We start from the raw sequence: 18,949 nt of genomic DNA on the forward strand, positions 1-18,949 counted from the left end.
AGTAATACTACCTTATCCCACCAGTGACTCCAAGGAGTCATCAGCGTGATTACCTTAGTTTTTTCGGGGTTCAGTCCAGCGCTGCTCAGTGCTACGATTAGATGCATAAGGAGGACCTATGCGTCATTTCACTTCAAAGCAAGAATTTTGTGCTTGGTTAAACCAATTTGAGCACCCGAGTTTGGCTCCGCAATGGGCATCTGTGGCCAATATTGTCACGGTCGGAGCGAATGCTATCCAGATCGCGATTCCATTTGCGGCTAAAGCGCTTGTTAGCGAGTTGTCTGAATGGGTTCAGTCTCAGCAACAAGGTGGTGAGGTTGCCGATTTTGAGTGTGAGGTTACCGTGGCACCTAAACCATTGGAAACTCATGTCGGCCATGAAGTAAAAGGGGTAAAAAATGTCATCGCAGTGACGTCTGCGAAAGGCGGTGTCGGTAAATCGACCACTTCAGTCAACCTAGCGCTTGCCATGGCGCAATCTGGTGCAAAAGTCGGGTTACTTGATGCGGATATTTATGGGCCGTCCGTACCAATGATGCTTGGCCAGCAAAATGCGACACCGGTTGTTCGTGATGACAAGTGGATGCAGCCAATTGCCGCACATGGCATTTACACACATTCGATTGGTTATCTGGTATCGAAGGATGAAGCAGCAATTTGGCGCGGGCCGATGGCGTCTAAAGCACTGGCTCAACTGCTGAATGAGACGGAGTGGCCAGAGCTGGATTATTTGGTGATCGATATGCCGCCGGGTACGGGGGATATTCAGTTAACACTCGCGCAGCAAATTCCTGTGACCGGCGCTGTGATAGTGACCACGCCACAAGATCTCGCATTGGCCGACGCGCGCAAAGGTGCGGCAATGTTTGAGAAGGTACAAGTTCCAGTTGTGGGGCTAGTCGAGAACATGAGTTACCACATTTGCAGTCATTGTGGTGGTAAAGAACACATCTTTGGAGCAGGTGGAGCAGAAAAGATGTCGAGTGAATATGGTCTCGATTTATTGGCTCAAATTCCTCTGCACATCTCTATGCGTGAAGACATCGATAACGGTTGCCCTACGGTGGCAGCGCGTCCAGATTCTGAACATGCGGCTCAGTATATTCAACTAGCAGAGTCTGTCTGTGCCCGAATGTACTGGCACGGCAAGGAAAAGCCGGCATCTATCCAATTTACAATGGTTGAGTAACGATGAAATGAGCGCTTTTTACGCGCTCATTTGTACATCTTATGGTTTGTAATCGTTTGCGCTGTTGTTATTTATTCCATTTGTAGCTTTGGGCTAAATCCTTACTAGCAACTACAGCCTGAACTCCCTATAATCAGGCGGTTTATCTATTACACACTAATACAATGTGTGCTTTTATGCACAATGCTAGTATTAGAACATGACACCAATTCAATTCATCGGGTGCAAGAATAATGTCTGATAATAATCAATGCGTCATCGTCGGTATTGCTGGCGCGTCTGCTTCTGGAAAAAGTTTAATCGCCAGCACTATCTATAATGAGCTTCGTGAGAAAGTGGGCGATCATCAAATTGGTGTGATTACGGAAGATTGCTATTACAACGATCAGGGCCACCTGAGCATGGAAGAGCGTGTTAAGACCAACTATGACCACCCGAGTGCGCTGGACCATGACCTTCTCTGTGAGCATCTTGAAATGCTAACTCGTGGTGATGCTGTCGAAGTTCCTGAGTACAGCTATACCGAACATACACGTACAGAGAATACGACCTCAATGACGCCTAAGAAGGTGATCATTCTGGAAGGTATTCTTCTTCTAACTGACCCACGCTTACGTGATTTGATGCATGCGACTGTCTTTATGGATACACCTCTCGACATCTGTTTATTACGTCGTGTGAAGCGCGATGTAGAAGAGCGTGGCCGGACGATGGAATCTGTATTGAAACAGTACCAAAAAACAGTGCGTCCAATGTTTATGCAATTTATCGAACCTTCAAAGCAGTATGCCGATATCATTGTTCCTCGTGGCGGTAAAAATCGTATTGCTATCGATGTACTCAAAGCTCACATTGCAAAACTTTTGAAAGCTTAAGCCCTTATCTCATTCAGGCGCTTTATTTTTTATGTAAGAAGTGGCACTTTAAGTGCCACTTTCTTTTTATGTCTCATAAAAGTTTTCCGACAAGACTTATACTTGGGATATTTGCCCACTCACGTCTGGCAATACCCGAATAGCAAGGATAATGCTGATGAAGAAACTGTTCCTAATTATAGCGATTCCTCTAGTAATCATTATCGGTGCTCTATTGGCACTGGTACTTTTGGTTAACCCAAACCAATTCAAACCTCTTATTGTTGAGCAAGCGCAGAAACAAACTGGCCTTGAGCTAGTGATTGAAGGCGATATCAGCTGGCAATTCTTCCCATCTATCGGCTTTGAGCTAGGCAAAACGGAACTGCGTAACCCGCAGGGTTTTAGCCAGCCAAACTTGTTCAAAGTTGAAACGGTGGGCATTGATGTGTCCGTTATGCCTTTATTCAGCCAACAGCTTGAAATTGGCAACATCACTTTGGATGGCGCAGAGTTTTACTTAGAAACACTCAAAGATGGCCGTAAAAACATCGATGCTTTGACTCAGGCACAAACTACGCAAGCGGAATCTGCCGTAGCGGATACGCCAAAGAGTGAAGCGCCAGTTGAAGCAACCTCGACAGAGCCTGCTGCTGATCCAGCATCTGCTTGGACGATCAATCTTGCCGGTGTGACAGTCTCTAATGCTGCGGTTGAAATCCAGGATAAGCTGGCTGGTTCGTACACTAAGCTCTACGATGTGTCGCTCAACTTGTCGGAGTTTGCAGTAGATACTTGGACCAAGGCCGATTTTGCCGCTAAAGGCGAAAACAACCAGCAAAAGTTCACGGCGCAAGGCAGTGCCGAGTTTAAGCTAGCAAAAGGTTTTGCTGAGTATGCGCTGCGTAATATTGATCTCAATGCGAGCTTTAGCGATCCGGCAACCAAGATGGATTCAATCAAGCTAGGGTTGGAAACGTTTGAGTTTGCTAAAGCCAATGCGTTGACTTACAGCATTGCAGGTCAAGCGTCTGGCCTAGACATTAATATGAAAGGCGCTGGTGCACTGACGGTAGACAAAGCGATTTCTAAAGTGATGATGAATCAACTGACTTTGGATGCAACATTCAAAGGTGACTCGCTGCCTCAATCACCAATGAAAGTGGATATGGCGTCTGATTTGACGTTTGATCTGACAAAAAGCCACTTGAGCTTTGTGCTAGAGAAGTTAACCGCCAACGCACTTGCTTTCGATGGTAAGGCGGATGTGACGCTAGGTGATATTCCAAAAGTGCGCTTTGCTCTGCACAGTCCAAATATTGATTTGGATGAGTTTCTTGGTCTCAATAAGCCAGCAGAGAATACTTCAACATCAGGTACGGCAGGTACGCAAAATACAGGCTCGACAAGTTCTAATAGCGCTTCTGCATCGACAAGTAAGCCACAGGCCGAAGTAGAACCGGATCTGTCAGCGTTGAAGACGTTGGATGTCAAAGGTGACATTACCATTGATAAGTTCAAAGCCAGCAACGCCAGAATGCAGAACGTTAAAGCGAGCTTCAACATCAATCGTGGTATCGCAGAGTTGACATCGTTCACGTCAGACTTGTACCAAGGTTCAATTTCAGCAACCGCTAAATTGGATGCACGTAAGAGCCCAGCCTCTTACACGGCGAAGAAACAAATCAAAGGGGTGAAAGTTCAGCCGTTACTCAAAGATGTGGTAAACAATGACAAGCTGGAAGGCACAGGTAATATTGATGTTGACGTTAAAGGCAGTAGTCTGACGCCAACGGGTATTCAGAAAAACTTAATCGGGACTATTGGTATTAACTTCACCGATGGTGCCGTTAACGGCATCAACGTTGCTCAGTTGATTCGTGAAAACTACGCCAAAATAAAAGGCCAGAAAGTTGAGTCTAGCAATGAGACGCAAAAGACTGACTTTAGTGCGATGAAGGCGACGCTGAAACTGAACAAAGGCAATGTGTCGACCAACGATTTAACGATGCAATCACCACTGCTGCGAATTCGTGGTAATGGTAGTGCGAATTACCTGAATCAAACCGTCGACTTCACGGTTAGTACTTCAATCGTAGGCTCGCTGGAAGGGCAGGGTGGGAAAGACATTGATGAGTTGCGTGATGTAACGATTCCAATCAACATCTCTGGTTCTTGGCAGCAGCCTAAATTCAAGCTAGTTTTCGATGATGTTCTGAAGCAAAAAGCGCAGAAAGAAATTGATCGCGGCCTGAAGAAGCTTGATGAGAAACTGGGTGACAAGATCAAAGATGAAAAGACCAAAGAAGCAGTTAATGGCTTACTTAAAGGGCTGTTTAATTAACCCTTCCAAGTAAACTGGCTTGATGCGATGGACGCGAGTTGTACGGTGCATCCATCGCATCAAAGTTAGTTTAATAATAGAGTCAGAGGTTTCGTCGTTAAGCACTAACTCTATTGTGTGTATTTAGGAATGCCGCACCTCTCACACCACTGTCATCCCCCAACTCAGCTTTTAGAATGGGAGTATTACAATATCCCCCGAAAACATACTTAGGGAGATAATTAGGTAAATGTCGGTAAATTGAAGCTATGTTTGACATCCCCCCGCCTAACACAATGGCAGCAGGGTCAAAAACATTAATGATTTGAGATAATGCGCGCGCTAATTGATCCAAATAGAGTTCGAAATGCTGCGAAGCCGTGTCACTTTTATCAACTAACTGCATAATTTCTTGGCTAGTAAAGTCAGTTTGGTTTGCGCTGTTATAGCGTTTCGCAAATCCAGTCCCAGAAAGAAAAAGTTCGTTGCATGCACTGTTACCACAATAACAAGGTTCGGCTTCTCCATCTTTTTCTGGGGAATAGAATGCAAGCTGATTATGGCCCCATTCGCCAGCAACATTGTTTGGCCCTTTTACTAATTCCTTCTGATAGACTAGGCCACCGCCACACCCTGTACCGATTATGACACCAAATATTGAGTGATGGTTGTTACCTGCCCCAAACATCGCTTCACTTAGGGCAAAACAGTCCGCATCATTGGCAATTTGTATAGGCCTATCAAAATGGTTTTCCAGATCCGACTTTAAGTTTTGTCCATTCGCGACCAATATATTAGAGTTCTTAATATTGTTAGAAACCGGACAAATCGCACCTGGTATTCCTACCCCTATATTCAGCTCATCAGTTGCTTTAGCCAATACTTGACTAATCACGTTGATCACGTGCTCAAGAAAACTTGCATAGTCGTTTTTAACCGTTTTAGTACGCTCATAATGAAGTTGTTGACCAGCTTCATTAAATAGAGCTGCTGAGATTTTGGTCCCACCTATATCTAGGCCTATATACTGCATGCTTTCTCCCTTATTTACCCAATGGAACGTTGATGGTGAGTGTTGCTATGGTTTCTCTTCGACCATATTCACCGCCTACGTACATGCTGTCGTTGTAGTGATAATCCCACAGGTCTTGGCCAATTAATCCCTTAATAGAGATACCGTTGTCGAGAGTCTTGGTGTAGCTAGTTTCTAGACGGGTATAGAATTCAACAAACTTGTCTCTCAGTACTTCTGTTGAGTCTTCCATACCAAGGTAGAACTCTAGTTTGTTGTGCCAAGTTACCTTGAAACCGCCTTCTTTATAGAGGTCTAGCCAAGTTTCGTTTTCAGAGCCGTAGTGATATTTAATTCCATCGCCAGCCATTGTATCTAGGTAGTTACGGAAGCTGAACATAGAAGAAAAACGGTCGTTCCATTTAGAAACGAGGAAGAAGTTCATTACCTGCTGACGATGACCTGTGTAATTACCGCCACTATGGAATTTACTCGATTCACCCAAAACTATGTATTCCGTTAATAGAGGACGGAAGTTGAGAGTATGCTGACCCTGGTCCCACGGAGTTAAACCATCGGGAAACGAAGTCAGAAAATCGAATTGTAAATAGTAGTCGTTGGAACTCCAGTTTAGGTCACCAGTGGTGTTTTTGAAGTTCCAATCACCTTCCCATGCTAAAGCGGGGCGGAACTTCCAGTCACGTCCAAGGAATTTGAACCCATCATAGTGAAATCTTAGGTGCGCTTCATGATCCCAGTGGTAACCATTTTTAAAGAAATCGTCACCTTCGTCTGTGAAATAGTCAATGCGGCGTAAGTCGAGCCATAGGTCACTTCCTTCCGTGAGCTGTAGCATACCTTGCAATAGTTTCTTATTCACTTCCACTTCATCACGAGTGAAAGGATCAGGAGCATTATTGTAGTCATAGCTGAAATGTCTAAGCTCAGTTTCATTTTGAATCCAACCACCGTCGGCTAAAGCATGAGTGGAGGCCACAGAACATAACGATAGGGTAAGTAGGGAAAGAGTTTTGTTTCTCATTGTTATCTGTTATCCGTGAAAGAATGTCGAGACGGATTGTTTATGAAAAAATGAGTAAGTTCGTTTTTCTTATTTGATTAATTTATAGAAAGAGATTTGTATCACTTAAAAGTCACATTTCAATTTGATGAATTGTGATTTTTATCACCTCGAAAAAGATGTGATGAAGGTTGCATTATTCTGTTTGTTTTCACTTTATTACTTGTAAATCAATTGGTTATATTTTTTATTCTTAAAATAAAAAAGTTCCCTAAAATTTAAGAACAACCACTTAGCACTATAGTTTTCAGGGAATGAAAATTCATGTGTGATCTAGATGGCTATATTTTCTAATAACCATGAAATTTATGAGACTTTGATCACCTTAGTGACAAAATTAGTCATTAGATGACGAATGACTGAAAAAAAAATTAATCTGGCTTCAACGAAATTAAGAAACGCACGATCCCGAATTGCCTTAAGTTATTGATATTAAATGGCTGATGGCGATTTGGTCGAGCTAAGGCTTATTGAGGTCAGTATGTTGATGTCCGTTAAAGGCGAGCTAATCGCTTCAGTACAAGCACTTCCACATGAACCACTGTTTGGTTCAGAAACCATGGTTAAAATGGCAAAAGCGGTCATTGAAGGCGGAGCAAAAGCTCTTAGAATTCAGTCTGTTGATGATATTAAAGCGGTCAAGCAAGCTTTTCCTAGTGTTCCTGTCATTGGTTTGATTAAACAGGATTACAGCGATTCCGAAATTTTTATTACTCCTACGTCAAAAGAGGTTCAGGCCATCATAGATGCGGGTGCCGATATGATTGCTCTGGATATGACAGGTAGAGATCGACCAAATGGTGAGTCCATCGAGAGCCTTATTGAACTTATCCGCGGTACTTCTTGCCTCATCATGGCCGATATCGCCACCTATGAACAAGGGGTTGAAGCTGAGAGATTGGGCGTAGATTGTGTGTCCACTACTTTATCTGGCTATACGCCCGATACGGCGCATTTTGGTGATGCTCCTGATTTTGTATTGATTCGTCGACTAAGCCAAACCCTAACGATTCCAGTCATTGCCGAAGGTCGCATCGGCACTCCTACCCATGTTTCTCAAGCTTTGGCTGCAGGTGCTTGGACTGTGGTTGTTGGCTCTGCAATTACTCGTCCTCAATTGATTACTAAGAAATTTGCGGACGCAATGCAAGCAGAGAAGGAGCTAATCTAATGACAGAACTCGCACTTGGCTTGGATTTGGGGGGAACGAAGATCCGTGCCGGTTTAATAGACAGTGAAGGAAAGCTCATTGTTGCGAACACCTCAGCGACAGATATTAGCCAAGGTCGTGAAGGCATATTGAACAGCATCATTGCCGCTATTGTCCCGCTTTTGACACGTGCTCGTCGTGAAAAGAAGCTCCTACTTGGTATCGGTGTTTCTGCCGCTGGTGTGATTAATGTGCGCTCTGGCTCAGTATTGGACGCGACCGATAGTTTGCCTAACTGGAAAGGAACCCGACTTGGCTATTTGCTCGAAGAAGAGTTTGGTATCCATGTGGGGACTGATAACGACGTGAACTGTGCACTGCTTGGTGAGCAATGGTTAGGTGGTGCAGAGAGCTACAACAGCGTAGTTATGTTGACTTTAGGCACCGGGCTTGGCGGTGCCATGCTAAACAACGGACAGATGTTACATGGCTCAAGCTATCTTGCGGGGCACTGGGGACGAATGGAGGTCCCACACCCTTATCGACCGCAGATGAATGTCCCTCTTGAGTCTTTGCTGTCTGGCACAGGATTAAGAGAAACCTTGTTGTTCCAACTTCCAGAGAGTGAGCATGATCGCTATCCCGATGGGTTGAGTGTGATTCAGGCGTACGCGGAGCGAGATCCAAAAGTGATCGCAACGGTTGAAGATTTCATGCGTTTGCTAGCCCGCACCATCAGCAATATTCGTTGGACGGTGGATCCTCAGTTAGTGCTTCTAGGTGGCGGCATGATCAACTCGCGCGAATATTGGTGGGATTTGATGAACCAATACCTAAAAGAGATGGGTGTCATGACGCCAGTTCGACCAGCCACTCTAGGTAATGACGCCGGCATGTATGGCGCTGCAAAAATGGTGTTTAACCATTTTGAAGAACTCAAACAGCAGCGCGATTAACGCTGAATCTCTATTTAAGGACTGAAATTATGTCAAAGAAAATCTGTTCGGTTGTATTCCAAACTCACTGGGATAGAGAGTGGTATCTTCCTTTCGAAACTTTTCGTGCTCGCCTGATTCGTGTGATGGAACGCGTTGTCGATGCTTTAGAAAACCATGAGCTAGAGAGTTTTCTTTTTGATGGCCAAGTGGTTGCAGCGGAAGACTTACTAGAAGCGTGTGAACCAGAACTGGCGGAAAAGCTACACCGATTGATGCAAGAAGGGCGTTTGATCTTGGGTCCATGGTATGTCATGGCGGATGAGTTCTTGTGCAGTGGTGAAAGCTTGATCCGTAACCTAGAGATTGGACGCAAGCTGGCACACTCATTGGGTAATTATCAAAAAGTAGGTTATTTACCGGATACCTTTGGTCATATAGGTCAAATGCCACAACTGCTTTCAGGCTTTAACATCAACAATACAGTGTTATGGCGCGGAATTGATGCTGACCAATCCGAGTTGCGTTGGAAAGGTGCTGATGGCAGCGAGATCTTTATTCTGTTTTTGACTGAAGGCTATTATCAGCATCCGCTGAACACGCAAGACTTTTCGCAAAACATTGACGTTTATCTGAACAAGATCACTGAGCGTGCAACAACAGATAAGCTACTGCTAACCCAGGGTGGTGATCACCTTCGTCCCGCCAATGGCAATATGGCTGAGCGTATTGAAGCTTTCAATGCTTCTCGTGATGACATTGAGCTTACACAGAGTAGCTTAGAGACGTATTTGAATGAGCTAGAAGGGGAAGTGTCGCAAGAGTTGCCAACCGTAGAAGGTGAGCTTCGCGGAAACGATCGCGCTTTTGTGTTGCCGGATGTGCTTTCTACTCGTCGTTACCTCAAACAACTTAACCAAGAAGCGGAAGATACGTTAACACGTAAAGTGGAACCGCTACTGGCTATGGCACCAGTAGAGAACTATCCCACTCGTTACCTTGAACAGAGTTGGAAGACTTTGCTGAGCCAGCATGCTCATGACTCCATCTGTGGTTGCTCAGTGGATGAGGTTCACCGTGAAATGGTGACTCGATACGAGAAATTGGCTCAGCGCAGTCAAGCAATGATGGACATGGCATTGCTTTCTCTAGGTTGCACCAATGATGAGTTGAGTGCGCAAGATGCGGCGAACCCATTTGCCGATCACACTCAGTTCTCTATTTTCAATCCAAATCCGAAAGATTTCAGCGGCTGGGTAACCGAGCGCGTTTTCCTAAAAGGTGATGAAGCGTACGGTCTTGAACTAACCACTCAAAGTGATGAGACAGTGACGCCAGTTATCACCAAAGCAGAACCAGGCTTTAGCTTTACTTCTCCTATCGATGACTTCCCAGACAGAGTCGAAGGTGTTTGGTATGACATTGCGTTTCAAACTGAGGTAAATGGTCTTTCTTATGAAGCGTTTGAAGTGAACAAGTGTTTGACCTCAGAAGCAATTGAAACGACCAGCATGGCGTCAATTTGCAACGATTTCTATCAGGTCGAATGGTGTGAAGATGCGTCATTGAATGTGACTGATCTCAGAACGAATAAAGTATTTGATGGCTTGGGTCGCATCGAATCTTCTTTAGATTGCGGTGACAGTTATAACTATGCGCCAGCGCAAAATGATCAGATCACGGTCGCGCGTTTAGTGGGTGATGTACAAACCCGTCGCCACTCTGATTATTCAGAAATGAGTGCAGAGGTTGAATTGGTGCAACCTGCGGCCTTATCAAGTGATCGCAGGGGTGCGAGTAGTGATGTTGTTATTAGTTGTGGTCAGCTTAAGATCAAACTCTATCGTGATGCAGACTTCATCGATATGGATCTCAACTGGCATAACAAAGCGCAAGACCAACGTCTCTCTATACACTTCCCGACAGGCGAGGAGCTAACGGAGACCTTTGCAGACAGTGCTTTTGAAGTGGCCAGCCGTCCGGTGGTTTACCAAGACAATCAAAGAGTGCTACCAAATAAAGAAGCACGCGTTTCAGTAAACCCGAGTCAATCATTTGTATCTGGAGGTGAGCTGCAGCTCACTCATCTAGGCGTGCCTGAATACCGTGTCGTTAAACGTGATAGCGATGAGTTGGCTTTAACACTGTTGCGTAGTGTGGGTTGGTTATCTCGACGAGACTTCTCGACTCGTGGCAATGGTGCTGGACCTGATCTGCCTACTCCTGAGGCACAATGTTTAGGCGAACATCACTATCAGTTGCGTCTTCATATCGGTAGTGCAAGCCCAGAGATATTGTGCCAGCGTGCAGAACTGCTTCGCTACTCACCCTTTATGGTGAAGGGCCACAGTACAAACTGGAATAATCCTGTTCGCCTTATTAATCACGCACTGCAAGTTTCGTGTGTGCGACGCATAGGTGAGGAGCTGGAGGTTCGAGTTTGGAACCCGAGTGGTCAAGAGCAACCTCTCTCTCTCGATAAAGATTACCGCGTGGTGAACTTTATCGGTGAAGAGCAAAGGTTCCAATCCCACATTCAACCAAAACAGATTTTAACTTTGCGCTTTCCTGCGATGTAGAAGCGTAAGCGCACTTAAGAAATAGCGTGCCGGAGCAAGCTCCGGCCTCACACCCCTACACATAATGAGAATAACTATGACGAATTTAGAAATTTTTCGTTTACTGCTTATATCCTGCGTATTGATAGTTTTTGTTTACGCTATGATCACTAAGCGAATTTCCACTCTGATTGCTCTGCCTATTATGGGCGTGTTGACCGCAGTTATTGCTAGCGTTGGTGAAGTGCCTATGCTGGGTCTTTTTGCGCATGAAAATGCCAAAGGGGAAGAAGTTCAAGGCATTATGAACAGCGTTCTTGGCGACGGTGCTCGTATGATGGCTTCTACTATAGCGGCGACCATTTTTGGCGGGGCTTTTGCGGTGCTATTACGACGTGTAGGTGTAGCTGAAGCCATCATTAAAAAGGCAGCCGAGCTTGCCGGTGACCGAGTGCGTGTGATCGCATTTATTTTCTATGTGGCCACTATGATTATCTTCACTGCGATAGGAGGCCTAGGTGCGGTGATTCTTGTCGGCTCCGTTGCTCTGCCTATCATGATGACAGCAGGCATCTCTGGTGTAGTATCAGGCTCGATTATTCTTCTTGGTCTTACTACAGGTGGGGTTATGAACCCAGCAGGTTTTGCGTTCTTTGCAACGATTCTTGAACCTGTTATTGAAGGGGGTTATGAAGCGGCTTATGAAATTGTGGCGCGTATGGCTATCACTTTATTCATTATCTCTTTTATCGTTTCAGTGATTTATATCCTACTCAATGTTAAGAACAATCAGCGTAGTGCTTGGCATGCAAGAAAAACTCAATCCGCTTACGAGCTAAGCAATTGGGCCTTGCTTTCACCTATCGTTCCAGTTTTGCTAGTTTTAAGCTCAATTTATGTGATGCCACAAGTGGTGACTGCTGAGCTCGCCATTATTGCAGGTATTATCTACACCGTTTATGTGTGCAAAATTAAAGACAAGATCAATGCGATTGCTCAGTCTTTTGTCCAAGGTACGCAAGAAGTAGCCGGCGCTATTGTACTGCTTATTGGCTTGGGTATTCTCATTCGTGGTGTTCAGTTCTACACCGTAACACCAATAATCGCACCGGCGATTGAAATGTTGGTGTCTATGCTGCAAAGCCCAATGACATATGTGATTGGCTTTACTCTGGCTACACCTTTAGTGCTTTATCGTGGCCCACTTAACTCTTGGGGTATCGGAGGTTCACTTCCAGCCATCTTTGCTACCGCAGGCTTCTCGCCAATCGCTGTGGTTTGGGTTCTTCGTTCAACGGGAATGATGCAAGGCTTTGGTGACCCAACCAACTCACAAAATATCTGGATTGCAGACTTTGTTCAGGCCGATCCGAACGATATTACTAAGAGCTTGTTCTGGGTAGGCCTAGTGATCACCTTCATCGCTCTTGGCTATGCCATTTTAGTTGACCAAATCCCATTGATTTAACCACGGAGGGTGGGGCTACTCACCCCAATAAAGTAAGCGAAATAAAGGTACAAAGTTATGCGTAAAGTACGAATTGGTATTGATGTTGGCGGTACGTTCACTGATGCCGTGGTTATTGATAACACCAGTGGTGAAGTGATTGCCAAGGCGAAGAAACCAACCACACACCATCACAAAGATGGCGTAGCTCAAGGCATTGTTGAAATCATCAATGAAGTGCTAGACAACAATGGTATCTCACCAGAGCAAGTAGTTTTCATCGCTCATGGTACGACACAAGCAACCAACGCTCTTCTTGAAGGGGATGTGGCTAAAGTGGGCATCATTGGCATGGGTAAGAGTAAGGCTGCCCAAAATGAGCTGGATGTAAAAGATATTGAGCTTGCACCAGGTAAGTTTCTGCAAACGGAATCCATTTACTTTGATGTGGATGAGATCACCAAAGAGAAAGCTGACAAAGCTATCGATGAGCTCGTTAATAAAGGTTGTGAAGTGATTGTCGCGTCGGAAGCGTATGCGGTGGATGATCCTCATCTAGAAAAATTGGTGACCGATCTAGCGAAAGAGAAAGGTTTATTTGCCACCAGTGGTCATGAAATCTCTCAGCTTTATGGTCTGAGAATGCGAACCCGCACTGCGGTTGTGAATGCGTCATTGATTCCTAAGATGATTGAAACGGCAAACATGACTGAGCAGGTTGTCAAGAAGGTAGGTATTCCTTCAGAGCTAATGATCATGCGCGCCGATGGCGGTGTAATGTCGGTGAATGAAGTTCGTCAACGTCCTATCTTAACCATGCTTTCTGGTCTTGCAGCAGGGGTGGCTGGGGCTTTGATGTATGAAAAAATCTCAGACGGCGTGTTCTTTGAAGTCGGTGGTACTTCCATCGATATCTCGGTGATTAAAGATGGCAAGGTTATCGTCAATAATGCGCAAGTAGGTAAACATAAGACTTACCTAAAAGCATTGGATGTTCGTACTCTAGGTATCGCCGGTGGCTCAATGATTCGTATTGGCGATGGCAAGATTATTGATGTTGGCCCTCGCTCTGCACACCTTGCTGATAAGCACTATGAGTGCTTCGTTGATGAACCTGTGACTAACGCTAAGCTTCTGCAAATTACCCCAATGGAAGGTGACAACCCAGATCACGCCATTATCACTTCAGATCAAGGGGAATACGCTTATACCCTAGCGGGCGCAGCGAATATTCTTGGTTATGTCCCTGAAGATGATTATGCCTATGCCAACGTTGAAGCGGCGCGCGTGGCTTGGGAACCGCTCGCAGAATATTGCGGCAAGAGTGTTGAAGAAGTTGCTCGTGATGTGATGGATATCGCTTGTGAGAAGATCTGGAACATTGTTGAGCCAATGATCAAAGAGTACGAAGTGAACCCTGAGTACATCGAATTTGTTGGTGGCGGCGGCAGTGCAGCAATTACCACTTTTGCTTTGGGTGAAAAGTACGGTTTTAAAGCGAAAACCGCGAAGAATGCGCCATATATTTCCACTATCGGTGTGGCTATGGCCATGGTTCGTGAGCAGATTGAACGCTCTGTGGTGGACCCTTCCGCTTCTGATATCCAAAAAATTCGCTCGGATATTATGGATCAAATCATCGCCCAAGGTGCGAAAGAGGAGAGTGTTGAGATTGCCATCGAAGTCGATAAGCAGCGCAACATCTTAATTGCTACGGCCACAGGGGCTACTGAATTCAGTAATGACACGACTCAAGAGAAACTGACAGAGCAGGAGATCATATGCAAAGTGGGAGAGGTCTTCTCCGTTGAACAGAATGCAGTCGAAGCGAAAGACTCAGTTGGTGCTTTCCAAATCGTTAAGGCGCGTAAAGAGACCCGCCGTTGTTTCAACCTGCTTAAGAGAGAAGAAAATCACTTCGCGGTAGTGAAAAGCGATGGAATGATCCCGCTCAAGGTCAAGAATGCAAGACATATTAAGGTACCACGCAGCGGTTATAGCGACGCGATGAAAACCCTAGTTAGCGAGCTTTCATCCTACTCTGATGCTGGTCAGTCTATCCCGAAAGTGTTCGCTTTTACTGGTTCGCGCATGTTTGATTACTCAGGCCTCTTTAGTTCAGAGCAGCTGACGTCCATGGTTGCTATGGATCTTGATCACCTAGATGCCCAGCAAGAAGTTTTGCTGGTCGCAGCGAAGAAATAAAAGCGAGGTCGTATGAAGAGCGATATTGAATACGCGAAGATGCAGCTTAGCCTTGATAAGTACTTTGGCAAAATTCCGCCTGATATGCATTCAGGCATTATTGAGCAGGCACTGAATCTTGGCGAACGCGTGGCGAGTGAGTATCGCTCTATCGACCTCCGACAAGCTTTTTTTGATGCGGGCTATCGTATTGAATATACGCAAAATGCAAAGCAGATATTGACCCAAGGCCTGTTAATGAGAGCTGAGATCATCGAGGATAATCTCGGTAAGCGAGTGCTTATCTATCAGGACAGCGTTGAGCAGGCGCTGTCAGACCTTGCTAAACAGGGCATTCAATCGACTAAAACTCAAATTGAACACCTTTATCTGGCACATGAGTTCTTCCATCTATTAGAGATGGATGAACATATTTCTGATGATGTGCTTACTATGAAGGTGGAACGCCTCAAGATTTTAGGCAAGACTTTCTACGGTCGTTTACAGTCGCCTTCTGAGATCGCCTCTAACCGCTTTGCACAACGTGTATGTCAATGTGAATTTAACCCCTTATTGATTGACGAATTATTTATCGGAGATAGTGATGACTCCAACTAACACTTATTCTGGCTACGACGTAGTCGTGGTTGGCGGTGGTACATCGGGGGTGGCGGCAGCGCTCTCTGCAGCAAGGCAAGGCTTAAAAGTTGCTCTAATAGAAAAACGCATAGCGCTGACAGGCACTCAAGCCAACGCTATGGTAACGCCATTTATGCCCTCTCATGTGCATGGCTCAGAGACCGCAGACCTTTTGACTCAACGTTATCATCAGATGATGATGGGCAAAGGCAAGTTGACGCTGCCGGGTAAGATGGAGCTTTACTCACCGGAATCTTTTAAGCTTCTTAACGATCAAGTGCTAACCGAGTTTGGCGTGGAAATCTTCTATGACGCGACCCTAGTCAGTGCTCAAACGCAAGAGGGGAATATCAAATCAGTGACAGCGCTTATCTTTGATGATTTCTATGCGTTTGAAGCTAAGCAATTTATTGATGCCTCGGGGGATGCTCTACTGTCTCGGTTTGCGGGTGCTAAGACTGAAAAAGGCGATAAAGATGGTACTCGTCAATCCGTTTCGTTTCGCTTTGAAGTGTCGAATGTTGACTTTGGGCGTCTTCGTGAGTTTTTGAAAGCAGCGAATTACACCTTTTGCGATCCTAGCGACGAGAGCTTTATGGAGTTTGTTCATGTTCCTGGTGTCGCGGCGTGTGGTACTTTGCTGGACTTGTTCCAAACTGCCATCGAAAGCGGTGAGATCACGCCTGAGATAAGCCGATATATTCAGGGCTTCTCAATGCCAGGTAAGCCAAATACCTTGTCTTTTAATAACCCGCAAATGCCGAATTTAGGTAATATCGAAGATCCAAGAGTGCTCTCTGAATATGTTCGCTATGGGCGTAATATGCAGCACCAGTTACTGGCGTTTTTGAACAAGAGAATTCCAGGTTTTGAGCAAGCGTTTATCTCTCAAGAAGCGAACATGCTTGGGGTACGTGAGTCTAACCGTGTGGTTGGTAAATACGTGATGACGGGCAGTGACTACGCTTCAAGACGTAAGTTTGATGATGGTGTTGCTCGCGGTGACTGGTATATCGATATCCACAGTGACGATCTAGAGGTAGAAAACGACACCTTTAAGAAGAAGTATGATAAGGGCGAATTCTACGAAATTCCTTATCGCTCGTTAGTTTGCCATGAAGTGAATAACCTATTGTTTGTGGGTCGAATCATCTCTTGTGATTTCAAGATGCAGTCCAGTATTCGAATTCAACACACATGTCGTGATATGGGAGATGCGGCTGGCCGTGCCTGTGCATTGGCATTGAAACTGGATGTTGCTCTTAATGAGCTGGATGGCACCTTACTAAAAGGGGGAGATTCATTAAGATGAAAACACTATTTATTCCGCTTGATGAGCGCCCATGTAACTATCTATATCCTCAATATATTGCGGAAACCGCGGATATTGAGCTTATTACTCCGGCTATGGGGTTTCTAAGCGATAAGAAGCGCGCAGCAGACACTAACGCCTTATGGCAGTTCATGTTTGAGCATATTGAGAATGTGAACAATGTAGTTCTCTCTATGGATATGATGATGTATGGCGGTTTGATCCCATCTCGTCTGCATTATTTGTCAGAAGCTGATGTGGTGTCCTTTGAGTCCAATCTTCGTAAGCTGAAGAGCATCAATCCATCGGCAAAAATCTACGCTTATAACTGCATCATGCGTTGCCCAAGTTACAGCAGCAGTGATGAAGAGCCTGATTATTATGATGAATATGGGGCTGAGATTTTCCGAGGCAAATATCTGCAAGATAAGTCTGAGCGTGAATCTCTGTCTGAGCAAGAAGCGCAAGAGCTTTCGAACTTGAAAGGCGCCGTTCCAAATTCGGTTATCTCTGATTTTGAAACTCGCCGCGGCTTTAACTCTCAAGTCAACCTGCTGGTGGCCCAGTTGGTGAAAGAGAAAGTGGTGGATTTTCTTGTGATCCCACAAGATGATTCCAGTCCCTTTGGTTACACCGCGATTGATCAGCAAAAAGTGATTGCCTACATCGATAAAGAGTCGCTCTCTTTTGATATTGCTATCTACCCTGGTGCTGATGAAGTCGGTGTCACCTTGCTTTCTCGCGCTTTTAACGAGTATAAAAATCGTAAACCTAAGATCTATCCGTTTTATGCTTCTACTTTAGGTCCGCAAATCGTGCCGCTTTATGAAGACCGCCCGATGAATGAATCAGTCAAGTCACATATTCGAGCGGCAGGCGGGGTTTGGTGTGATAACGGTCAAGATGCCGATTTTATTTTGGCAATCAATTCACCGGGTAAGTTTATGCAAGAAGCGGCAAAGCAGAATGAGAAAGATCTGACGTACAGCTCCGGTCGAAACCTTGCCGATTTTGCTCTAAGAATCAGCGAATACATCGAGTCTGGCAAACCTGTAATGGTGGCAGACAGCGCTTTCGCCAATGGTGGCGATATTGAACTGGTGAGCTTTTTGGATAAGCTGCAAGTGTTGGGCAAATTGACCTCTTACAAAGGCTGGAACACCAACTGTAATACTTTGGGGACAACCTTAGGTGCGGGTATGATTGCTGAACTCGATAATGCGGCGCGCGTGAAAAATATCTGCTTTCATGTGTTAGAAGATGTTTGCTACCAATCGGTAGTAAGAAGCCAGCTTCTCAATCGCTATTTTAGTCAAGCCAGTTTTGGTCATACTAACTATGCGCCAGAGCAAATTGATGAAGCAATGCAGTTTGCTAAAGACGCTTTGCTTTCGCAATACAGTAAGATTACCGCCCGTTCTCTGCCACAAAACATCGAACTCGAGGCGTTTTCACCTTGGCAGCGTACATTTGAAATAGGCTTGAAATTAAAGGTATTACAGAATGCATGAGTCAGCGCCGCTCCTTGCTACGCTGCGATTGATAAAGCCGGGCTTAAGCCCGGCTTTAACGCAGTTGGCGGATTTTATAGAAGATCACTTATCTTCCATTTCGCGAATGACAGTGACGGAACTTGCTGAAGAAGCGGCTGTGAGCGTATCCAGTGTTAGCCGGTTAAGTCGTGAGCTCGGTTATCGCAGCTACGTTGATTTTAAAATGGCAGCACACTCTTCTATTTCTGTGCCAACTGCATCCAAAGGAGCCAATCACTGTGTGCTCGACGAAGCAGAGAAGTTTTTTGGTTTAACCAAAGAGTTACTCAATGAACTTAATCTGGATGAGCTGGGGGCTTATTTGCGTCGAAGCGAGTGTCTTTTTGTAGCAGGAGATGATGCGTTTCTCGTACAATCCTTTGTCGATGCCTGTTTGCAACAGGGCAAACGGGCGATCCCTTTGACACAAGCAGCCTACTTCCAGACGATGCTTAGCAAGTTGAGCCACAAAGATATCTTTGTCTACATTGGTAGTGAAACGCCGAGTGGGGTGTGGCTAGAGATACTTGAAGCTTTGGCTGAGAAGGATTGCGTGACCTTGGCTATTTCTCCGATTTTATCTGAACCTGCAAGAAATACCCATCTTGATTTCTGGGTGCCTATTATTTGTGAAGGAAGTGTAATTTTTAATAAAATCAATATATTGCTTACAATTGAGATATTGAGTAAGCAATTTAGTCATGGTGCGATAGTGAGTTGATATCACTAT

14 protein-coding genes are annotated in these 18,949 nt (G+C 45.1%); 12 read left to right on the forward strand and 2 right to left on the reverse strand.

Features of this window, described 5'->3' with window-relative positions; genetic code table 11:
- Positions 1-118: 118 nt before the first annotated feature.
- The 3 genes from apbC to L1D23_RS08695 all read left to right on the forward strand — a co-directional run bounded on the left by apbC (position 119) and on the right by L1D23_RS08695 (position 4,390).
- On the forward strand, positions 119-1,192 hold the full coding sequence (apbC, locus tag L1D23_RS08685; RefSeq protein WP_239865594.1) for an iron-sulfur cluster carrier protein ApbC: 1,074 nt from the start codon (positions 119-121) through the stop codon (positions 1,190-1,192).
- Between the two features lie 233 nt (positions 1,193-1,425).
- Positions 1,426-2,067, forward strand: a complete 642-nt coding sequence (gene udk / locus L1D23_RS08690; protein WP_239838185.1) for a uridine kinase — start codon at positions 1,426-1,428, stop codon at positions 2,065-2,067.
- 157 nt (positions 2,068-2,224) lie between these two features.
- Entirely contained in the window at positions 2,225-4,390 is a 2,166-nt protein-coding gene (locus L1D23_RS08695) for an AsmA family protein (protein WP_239865596.1), read from the forward strand.
- A gap of 97 nt (positions 4,391-4,487) precedes the next feature.
- Here the strand turns inward: L1D23_RS08695 and L1D23_RS08700 are convergent, their stop codons facing one another.
- Entirely contained in the window at positions 4,488-5,402 is a 915-nt protein-coding gene (locus tag L1D23_RS08700; RefSeq protein WP_239865597.1) for an ROK family protein, read from the reverse strand.
- A 10-nt stretch (positions 5,403-5,412) separates the two neighbouring features.
- Positions 5,413-6,423: a hypothetical protein gene (locus tag L1D23_RS08705; RefSeq protein ID WP_239865599.1), complete on the reverse strand. Its 1,011-nt coding sequence runs from the start codon at positions 6,421-6,423 to the stop codon at positions 5,413-5,415.
- A gap of 475 nt (positions 6,424-6,898) precedes the next feature.
- Between L1D23_RS08705 and L1D23_RS08710 the strand changes: the two genes are divergently transcribed.
- The 9 genes from L1D23_RS08710 to L1D23_RS08750 all read left to right on the forward strand — a co-directional run bounded on the left by L1D23_RS08710 (position 6,899) and on the right by L1D23_RS08750 (position 18,940).
- Entirely contained in the window at positions 6,899-7,633 is a 735-nt protein-coding gene (locus L1D23_RS08710) for an N-acetylmannosamine-6-phosphate 2-epimerase (RefSeq protein ID WP_239865601.1), read from the forward strand.
- A complete protein-coding gene (locus tag L1D23_RS08715) occupies positions 7,633-8,568 on the forward strand; it encodes an ROK family protein (RefSeq protein WP_239865603.1) in 936 nt (311 codons plus the stop codon). Before L1D23_RS08710 ends, L1D23_RS08715 begins: the two co-directional genes overlap by 1 nt.
- 29 nt (positions 8,569-8,597) lie before the next feature.
- The gene (locus L1D23_RS08720) at positions 8,598-11,126 is read left to right on the forward strand and encodes a glycoside hydrolase family 38 C-terminal domain-containing protein (protein WP_239865605.1); all 2,529 of its coding nucleotides are present in this window, start codon (positions 8,598-8,600) and stop codon (positions 11,124-11,126) included.
- Positions 11,127-11,202: 76 nt separating this feature from the next.
- On the forward strand, positions 11,203-12,573 hold the full coding sequence (locus tag L1D23_RS08725; protein ID WP_239865608.1) for a transporter: 1,371 nt from the start codon (positions 11,203-11,205) through the stop codon (positions 12,571-12,573).
- Between the two features lie 57 nt (positions 12,574-12,630).
- Positions 12,631-14,757 (forward strand): hydantoinase/oxoprolinase family protein, encoded by a 2,127-nt coding sequence (locus L1D23_RS08730; protein ID WP_239865610.1) that lies wholly within the window; start codon positions 12,631-12,633, stop codon positions 14,755-14,757.
- A 12-nt stretch (positions 14,758-14,769) separates the two neighbouring features.
- A complete protein-coding gene (locus L1D23_RS08735) occupies positions 14,770-15,354 on the forward strand; it encodes a hypothetical protein (protein ID WP_239865612.1) in 585 nt (194 codons plus the stop codon).
- Entirely contained in the window at positions 15,341-16,687 is a 1,347-nt protein-coding gene (locus tag L1D23_RS08740) for an FAD-dependent oxidoreductase (RefSeq protein WP_239865614.1), read from the forward strand. The genes L1D23_RS08735 and L1D23_RS08740 overlap by 14 nt, the downstream gene beginning before the upstream one ends.
- A complete protein-coding gene (locus L1D23_RS08745) occupies positions 16,684-18,198 on the forward strand; it encodes a DUF4127 family protein (RefSeq protein WP_239865616.1) in 1,515 nt (504 codons plus the stop codon). Before L1D23_RS08740 ends, L1D23_RS08745 begins: the two co-directional genes overlap by 4 nt.
- Entirely contained in the window at positions 18,191-18,940 is a 750-nt protein-coding gene (locus tag L1D23_RS08750) for a MurR/RpiR family transcriptional regulator (protein WP_239865618.1), read from the forward strand. Before L1D23_RS08745 ends, L1D23_RS08750 begins: the two co-directional genes overlap by 8 nt.
- The last annotated feature ends 9 nt before the right edge of the window (positions 18,941-18,949 follow it).

Source organism: Vibrio sp. Isolate24 (assembly GCF_022398215.1).
GTDB lineage: Bacteria > Pseudomonadota > Gammaproteobacteria > Enterobacterales > Vibrionaceae > Vibrio > Vibrio coralliilyticus_A.